General features: G+C 36.7%; 7 protein-coding genes. 5 read left to right on the forward strand and 2 right to left on the reverse strand.

The features are described 5' to 3' along the window. Window positions 1–388 precede the first annotated feature (388 nt). Window positions 389–1,861: an RNA polymerase factor sigma-54 gene (gene rpoN, locus AW17_RS22535; protein WP_029280404.1), complete on the reverse strand. Its 1,473-nt coding sequence runs from the start codon at window positions 1,859–1,861 to the stop codon at window positions 389–391. A 167-nt stretch (window positions 1,862–2,028) separates the two neighbouring features. On the opposite strand from rpoN, the gene mscL reads away from it, so the two are divergent. Then, window positions 2,029–2,478: a large conductance mechanosensitive channel protein MscL gene (mscL, locus tag AW17_RS22540; RefSeq protein ID WP_029280406.1), complete on the forward strand. Its 450-nt coding sequence runs from the start codon at window positions 2,029–2,031 to the stop codon at window positions 2,476–2,478. 45 nt (window positions 2,479–2,523) lie between these two features. Here mscL and AW17_RS22545 read toward each other — a convergent pair whose 3' ends face one another. After that, window positions 2,524–3,396, reverse strand: coding sequence for a ChaN family lipoprotein (locus AW17_RS22545; RefSeq protein ID WP_029280408.1), 873 nt, complete (start codon window positions 3,394–3,396; stop codon window positions 2,524–2,526). Window positions 3,397–3,528: 132 nt separating this feature from the next. On the opposite strand from AW17_RS22545, the gene AW17_RS22550 reads away from it, so the two are divergent. The 4 genes from AW17_RS22550 to AW17_RS22565 are packed head-to-tail and all read left to right on the forward strand — an operon-like array spanning window position 3,529 to window position 6,427. After that, window positions 3,529–4,293: a LiaF transmembrane domain-containing protein gene (locus tag AW17_RS22550; protein WP_029280410.1), complete on the forward strand. Its 765-nt coding sequence runs from the start codon at window positions 3,529–3,531 to the stop codon at window positions 4,291–4,293. 23 nt (window positions 4,294–4,316) lie between these two features. Further along, entirely contained in the window at window positions 4,317–4,664 is a 348-nt protein-coding gene (locus AW17_RS22555) for a DUF4288 domain-containing protein (protein WP_051692050.1), read from the forward strand. Further along, window positions 4,654–5,715 (forward strand): sensor histidine kinase, encoded by a 1,062-nt coding sequence (locus tag AW17_RS22560; protein WP_029280414.1) that lies wholly within the window; start codon window positions 4,654–4,656, stop codon window positions 5,713–5,715. Before AW17_RS22555 ends, AW17_RS22560 begins: the two co-directional genes overlap by 11 nt. After that, window positions 5,693–6,427: a LytR/AlgR family response regulator transcription factor gene (locus tag AW17_RS22565; RefSeq protein WP_029280416.1), complete on the forward strand. Its 735-nt coding sequence runs from the start codon at window positions 5,693–5,695 to the stop codon at window positions 6,425–6,427. Before AW17_RS22560 ends, AW17_RS22565 begins: the two co-directional genes overlap by 23 nt. Window positions 6,428–6,781 lie beyond the last annotated feature (354 nt).

The raw sequence follows: 6,781 nt of genomic DNA on the forward strand, positions 1-6,781 counted from the left end.
TTTCATATCTGTGTGCATCCTTTCTATCTGTGATTAAATTATTTTTGCTTGTGCCGAATGGCTTAACTTAATGACATTTGGGTAACGCTACAACTGGGGCTATAAGGTCAAATAGTTTTTCATTTTTTGGCTTACAGGGTGTAGAAACTATGTTCCTAAACCTGACAGCAGCGGCAGCCTCCGATTTAAGCACTATTTGCGAGTTTTATGGTGTGCTTGCTTGTTTCACAGGTTTTCTATCGGAGCTATAGCGAATGGCAGGACTGCAAACCGCCAAGCACACAGAACTGCTCATTTCCAATCCCAATAAATAGATAGCTTATTTAGTGTTGTTATGCCTTCAGCCGGCAATTGACTGTTAACTGAAAACAGGTAACTGCCAACTGATCTAAAGTTCCTTTCTTAACCTTGCTACCGGAATATTCATTTGCTCACGATATTTTGCAACGGTTCTTCTGGCAATGTTATAACCTCTTTCTTTTAAAATTTCAGTTAATTTTTCATCTGCTAGAGGTTTGCGTTTATCTTCGTTGCCAATACAGTCTTCCAATATTTTTTTAACCTCTTTGTTCGAAACTTCTTCACCGTTTTCGGTTTGTATTGCTTCTGAGAAGAATGATTTTAACAAGAAAGTACCAAATTCAGTCTGCACATACTTAGAGTTTGCCACCCTTGATACGGTTGAAATATCCATATCAATTTTATCGGCAATATCTTTTAAGATCATTGGGCGCATTTTACGCTCATCGGCGGTTAAAAAATATTCATATTGATAGTGCATAATGGCATTCATGGTTTTTAACAAAGTTTGTTGTCTTTGTTTAATTGCATCGATAAACCATCGGGCGGAATCTAATTTTTGTTTCACAAACTGCACAGCCTCTTTCAGCTTTTTATCTTTTGATGAAGCTTTGTCGTAATGTTCAAACATCTCCTGGTAAGATCTGCTTACCTTTAGTTCTGGGGCATTTTTCGAATTTAGCGTCAAAATCAATACGCCATCATTATTGCTGATGTGAAAATCAGGAATAATCTGCATTTGTTTGGTGGTAACCTGATTGGCATCACCTGGTTTCGGGTTTAAACGCAGAATTTCGTTTACAACCTCTTTAAGCTCTTCGCTATCTAAACCTAAACTTTTTTCTAATTTATCGTAATGTTTACGCGTAAACTCATCCAGATAGTTTTCTACAACATTCATTGCTTTAACTATAATCGGATTGTTGGGGTCTTTTCTTTTTAACTGGATCAATAAACATTCTTTCAGATCTCTTGCACCAATGCCTGGAGGGTCGAAACTTTGGATCAGTTTTAACATTTCCAGTACATCCTCTTCCTCAACCATAACATTTTGAGAAAAAGCAAGGTCATCAATCATGGAGCCTAGCGGACGGCGTAGATAACCATCATCATCTAAACTGCCTATAATTTGTTTGCCAATAATAAAATCCTGATCGGATAAGGGAATAAGGTCTAACTGCTCCTGTAAACTTTCAAAAAAAGTACTTTCAATGGCAATTGGTGTTTCTTTTTTCTCTTCATCGTCATCACCGTTATTATAGTTGGTGCTATAATCGTTGGTAGAATCGTCCTGTAAATAATCATCTACATTAAATTCATCCATACTGGTGTCTTCTGATGATTGTTCGTAATCTTCAGGCCCGTCATTCAGATCATCATATTCACTCTTTGGCTCATCTTGAGTCATTAAGCTTGGATCTTCAAGTGCCGGGTTTTCTTCAAGTTCTTCTTTTACACGGGTGTCTAAAGCAACGGTTGGCACCTGCAACAGTTTAATAAACTGTATTTGTTGCGGTGATAACTTTTGTAATAATTTTTGTTGTAAGTGTTGCTTTAGCATAGTAAATATAAAAGAATGGGGCAAAAATAAACAATAGATTTCAGATATTCTGCTGAATTGACTTAAATGCTATCGATATGTTTGGTTTTAAAATTATTTCATAAACATTTGTATTGAGTTTAATGTTTGCTACTTTAGTGAATAAATAAACTAAAACTTAATAAAATATGGGCTTTGTAAAAGAATTTAAAGAATTTGCCATTAAAGGGAATGCTTTCGATTTGGCGGTAGGCGTAATTATAGGTGGTGCTTTTGGTAAAATTGTTACCAGCGTAATCGACGATTTAGTGATGCCTATTGTAGCTGCAATGGTTGGTAAACCAGATTTTAGCAGCATTTATTTTGCAATGGGTAAAGGCGCCGAACTGATTCCAAAGAGTGCTTCGCTGGCAGATGCTAAAAAGGCCGCACCAGATGCATCTATATTTGCTTATGGTAACTTTATTACGGTAGCCATTAATTTCTTATTGCTGGCTTTAATTGTTTTTATGATGGTTAAAGCAATTAATAGAATGAAAAAGAAAGAGGAAGAGGTGGCAGTTGCAGCACCGGTAGTGCCAACGGCAGAAGAAACCCTTTTAACCGAAATCAGAGATTTGTTAAAAACAAAAGCCTAACATACAAAAGCCGTCCCGATGTAAAATTGAGATGGCTTTTGTATTTTAATAACTTCTTTTTACACTTGGATCGGTTATGATGATATAATCGCCGAGTTTTTTAAATTTTCCCCAATCGGGATTGGCAAAGCTTTCATCAGAAAATGATGAAATGTTCAGGATTTTTAGTTTTGGATTGGTCTGAGCCAGTTTCGCCAATGTTCCCAGTTTTTCGTCGCTGTGGAAACGTCCATTAAGCTGAAAAACCTTAAAGCCTCTGTTTGCCTTAAGAAACTTATTTATAGACCATGCTATGGTCGCATCCCAGAAATTTTGCGTTTGGTAAATTTTCATCGAGCCCATGCTGTGGCCACCCAAAGTTTCTGTGAATTTTTCATAATACCTACCCTGAGCCGTATCAATTGGTAACGGTGGTAAAAAATTAAATGATGTTTTTGGGAAATTTTCTAAAACTTTAAGCCCTCCCATAGTAACCGCATTGCTGTAACGCGTAGCGGCATTTGCAGCAATAACTTTTAGCTTATTTTGTTTGGCGTACTCCATTAAAGGTTTATAATCTTTGTAATTGCCCCAGGCCCTGCCTTCTTTAATAAAATTCTTTTCTGAAATTAATCCTGCCAGGTATTCGTCTACCTCAGGTTGTACATCGGTATGGAACATTTCTAAAGACAGTGCCATTTTTAATGGATATTTTGAATGAAGTCTTTTAAAAAGCTCTGCTTCCAGATAATGACCTATAGAATCGTTGTGGTCTTCGCCAAAGAATAAAACATCAGCCTGACCCACATCAGTAACAATGTCGTCCATTGATATGGATTTCTGTTTTTTTACATCGTAAATCTTATAATGGTTACTTATTTCCTGTGCACACAAGCTGGTAGAAATAGCAAAAACAAACATTAACAGGGAAAATTTCATACCGTCAAAATAACAAAATAATTTTCACCGATAAAATAAGGGCACTTACCGTCTTTTACCGAGTTCTTGCACCTTGTGTATATTATGATGTAGTGCTTATCAATACTTTTGGATTATTAAATATGAACACACATGGATAATCTTAATAAAAACGATAACAACCACATTAAAAACTCAGGAAGAGTTTGGAGTGGTTTCATCATAGTCATCATCGGATTTGCATTTCTATTGAACAACATGGGACTAAATATTCCGGGATGGATATTCAGCTGGCCTAATTTTTTAATTGCACTTGGTGTATTTATCGGCGTTCGTCGTAACTTTAAAGGAATAGCCTGGCTAATTTTAATTTTGATCGGCGCTTACAATACCTTAAGCAATATACCGGGGTTAGATCTTGATTTATCTAAATACGCTTTAGGTATTGGTTTGGTTATAGTGGGTGGGTTTTTAATCTTCAGACCAAAGGATGCTTTTATGTTTAAGAAAAAACCTAAAGATAAGAACAAAGCCGATTTCGATTTTGACGCAGCTGCCGATCAGAAGACCACAAATAATAATGATGTTATTGATGTAATGGCCGTTTTTGGGGGCAGCAACCAAACGGTCTATTCTAAAAACTTTCAGGGCGGCGATATTACGGCTGTATTTGGAGGAGCAGATATTGTAATGACTCAGGCTGATTTCCCTGAAACGGTATCGCTTGATGTAACAGCAGTTTTTGGAGGAATTAAATTAATTGTACCACAAAACTGGGCAATAAAAACGAACGTAACGGCATTATTTGGTAGCGTTGAAGATAAAAGATCACATGTAATGCCGGTAGCAGAGATGAAAAAAACATTGATTTTAGATGGGACAGCTTTATTTGGAGGGATCGAAATTAAAAGTTTCTAAACATTTATTATAAAACATCGCCTATGAAATGGTTTGCAGTAAATTGTATCTATCAGGTAATTTGTGGTGAGGGAAAACATACGCCCCAGTTTAATGAACAAACGCGTTTAATCCAGGCAGAGGGGATTGCGCAGGCTTTAGACAAAGCTAAATTGAATGCTGTACATTTTAACCCTTCGTTTAATAATTGTAACGGTGATAAAGTAGTATGGAAATTTATAGGTGTAGGCGGAATATCGGCAGTAGAAGAACTCGCTGATGGTGTAGAAGTAAGTTCCAGGATTATTGAACCAAAATCGGTTACACAGTATCTGGAAAAGCTCGAGCACCGCAATAAATCATTAACTAATCAAAACTATTTTGACAACTAGACCTTTATCCGTTCCGCAAATACAGAAAATATCGCTTACCATTGCAATAGTGTGGACTGTGTTGTGTGGCGCAGGATTACATTATATAGTTAATTTTTCCTGGTGGATATCGATAACCGACAGCTTAACCAATAATTTTTTATTGGCTTTGGCCTGCATTGGTATCAGTAACATGCTTGGGTATTACCAGCCAAAAAATGAGCGGATGTTGTACGTACTGATCATCGCCCTTGCGCTAACTTTTGTGATTATTTTTGCATCAAAATATGTTGTACTCTATATTTTTTCTGATTATAAGGAGTATAAAGATTTTTATAATTTCTCCTTTGCCTTCAGAGGCTTAATTTCTTTTATGTGTTTAGCCTGGTGTGCTTTAGCTAATATTTTATGGTATAGATTAGAGGAGCAATCAGAAACACACGAAAGACTATCGGCCGCTAAAAGCTTAGCCAAAGAGGCCGAGTTAAATAAGTTAAGGCACCAGTTACAGCCACATTTTCTTTTCAATAGCTTAAACTCGGTATTTGCACTTACCATGGTTAATCCGAAGGAGGCAGGCGTAATGATAATGAAATTAGCTTCTTTTCTTCGCGGAACCCTAAAACGTGATGACGAATTGTGGGTTTCTGTAGAAGAAGAAATGGAGTATATTCAATTGTATCTTGATATTGAAAAGGTGAGGTTTAGCCACAGGTTAAATATCGAAGTTAATGTGGCTGAAGATACTTTAAACCTTTGTTTGCCAGGTACTTTATTGCAGCCCATTGTAGAGAATGCTATTAAATTCGGACTTTATAATACCTCGGCAGGCATTACCATCAAGATAGATGTTACCGTTGAGTATCATATTTTGCAGATCCGGGTACAAAATCCTTTTGATCCCGAAATGAAGGCTGCCGGAGGAACAGGATTTGGTTTAAGTGCCATTAAACGCAGGTTATATCTGTTATTTGCGAATACCCATCTGTTGCAAACCGATATTGAGGCAAATAATTTATATATTACAACCCTAAAAATTCCACAAAAAAATGATCAGAACAATACTAATTGACGATGAGCCTTTAGCAAGAGATATTGTAAAATATTACCTTTCAGATCATGCAGAAATAGAGATTGTAGCCGAATGTGGTGATGGGTTCGAAGGTTTAAAAGCCATTACCCTGCATAAGCCTGATTTAATTTTTCTGGATATCCAAATGCCTAAAATAAGCGGTTTCGAAATGCTCGAACTGGTTGAAGATAAACCTGCAGTAATTTTTACTACAGCTTTTGATGAATATGCCATTAAAGCTTTTGAGGTTAATGCAGTAGATTATTTGCTTAAACCCATCGATAAATCGCGCTTTGATGCAGCCATTAAAAAACTGCCTAACAAATTAAACCAAACCGAAAATACGGAGGCTGTTTTGGATGCAGCAGCTTTAAGTCCGGCCCAAAACAATAGGGTGGTGGTTAAAAAAGACGGTGTGATTAAGATTATTCCTGTTGCAGATATCAACTATTTAGAAGCTGATGATGATTATGTGAAGTTAAGTACAGTTGATGGTGCGTTCTATAAGAATAAAACCATGGCTTATTTCGAACAAACGCTCGATGTGAGCCAGTTTATCCGTATCCATAGGTCTTACATCATTAACCTGGCCCAGGTGACCAAAATAGAGCTAAAAGAGAAAGATAGTTATGTAGTGTTATTAAAATCTGATATCTGGCTGCCGGTAAGCAAAACCGGCTATGTGAAATTGAAGGCCGCGTTGGGCTTGTAATTTACCCTTCGATTGAATCTATCGGTTGGTGTCTCACCGACCTAAATGAGAAATATTACTGAGTTTTTTATTGGTCGATGAGATTGCAACCGATAGGGAAATGAAAATCTTTTTTGGAAAGCAATTGAGTGCTAAAATTATTGTTAGCCCTGCTTTCCGTTACAATCTTTTTGCCCTTCGGCTACGCTACCATTAACAGAATCCAATAGAAAGATCGTCCTTTAGATTTGTTTTGATATTTTATTTAAGGATCACAAGTATTTACTTTGCTTAAATTATAAATCAGATTACCTAAAGCGGTAGCGGCACATTAAAAGTTCGTCAAGGTTTTTATGCCTATGAGATGATGCAATC

This window comes from Pedobacter borealis DSM 19626 (assembly GCF_000708285.2).
Lineage (GTDB): Bacteria > Bacteroidota > Bacteroidia > Sphingobacteriales > Sphingobacteriaceae > Pedobacter > Pedobacter borealis.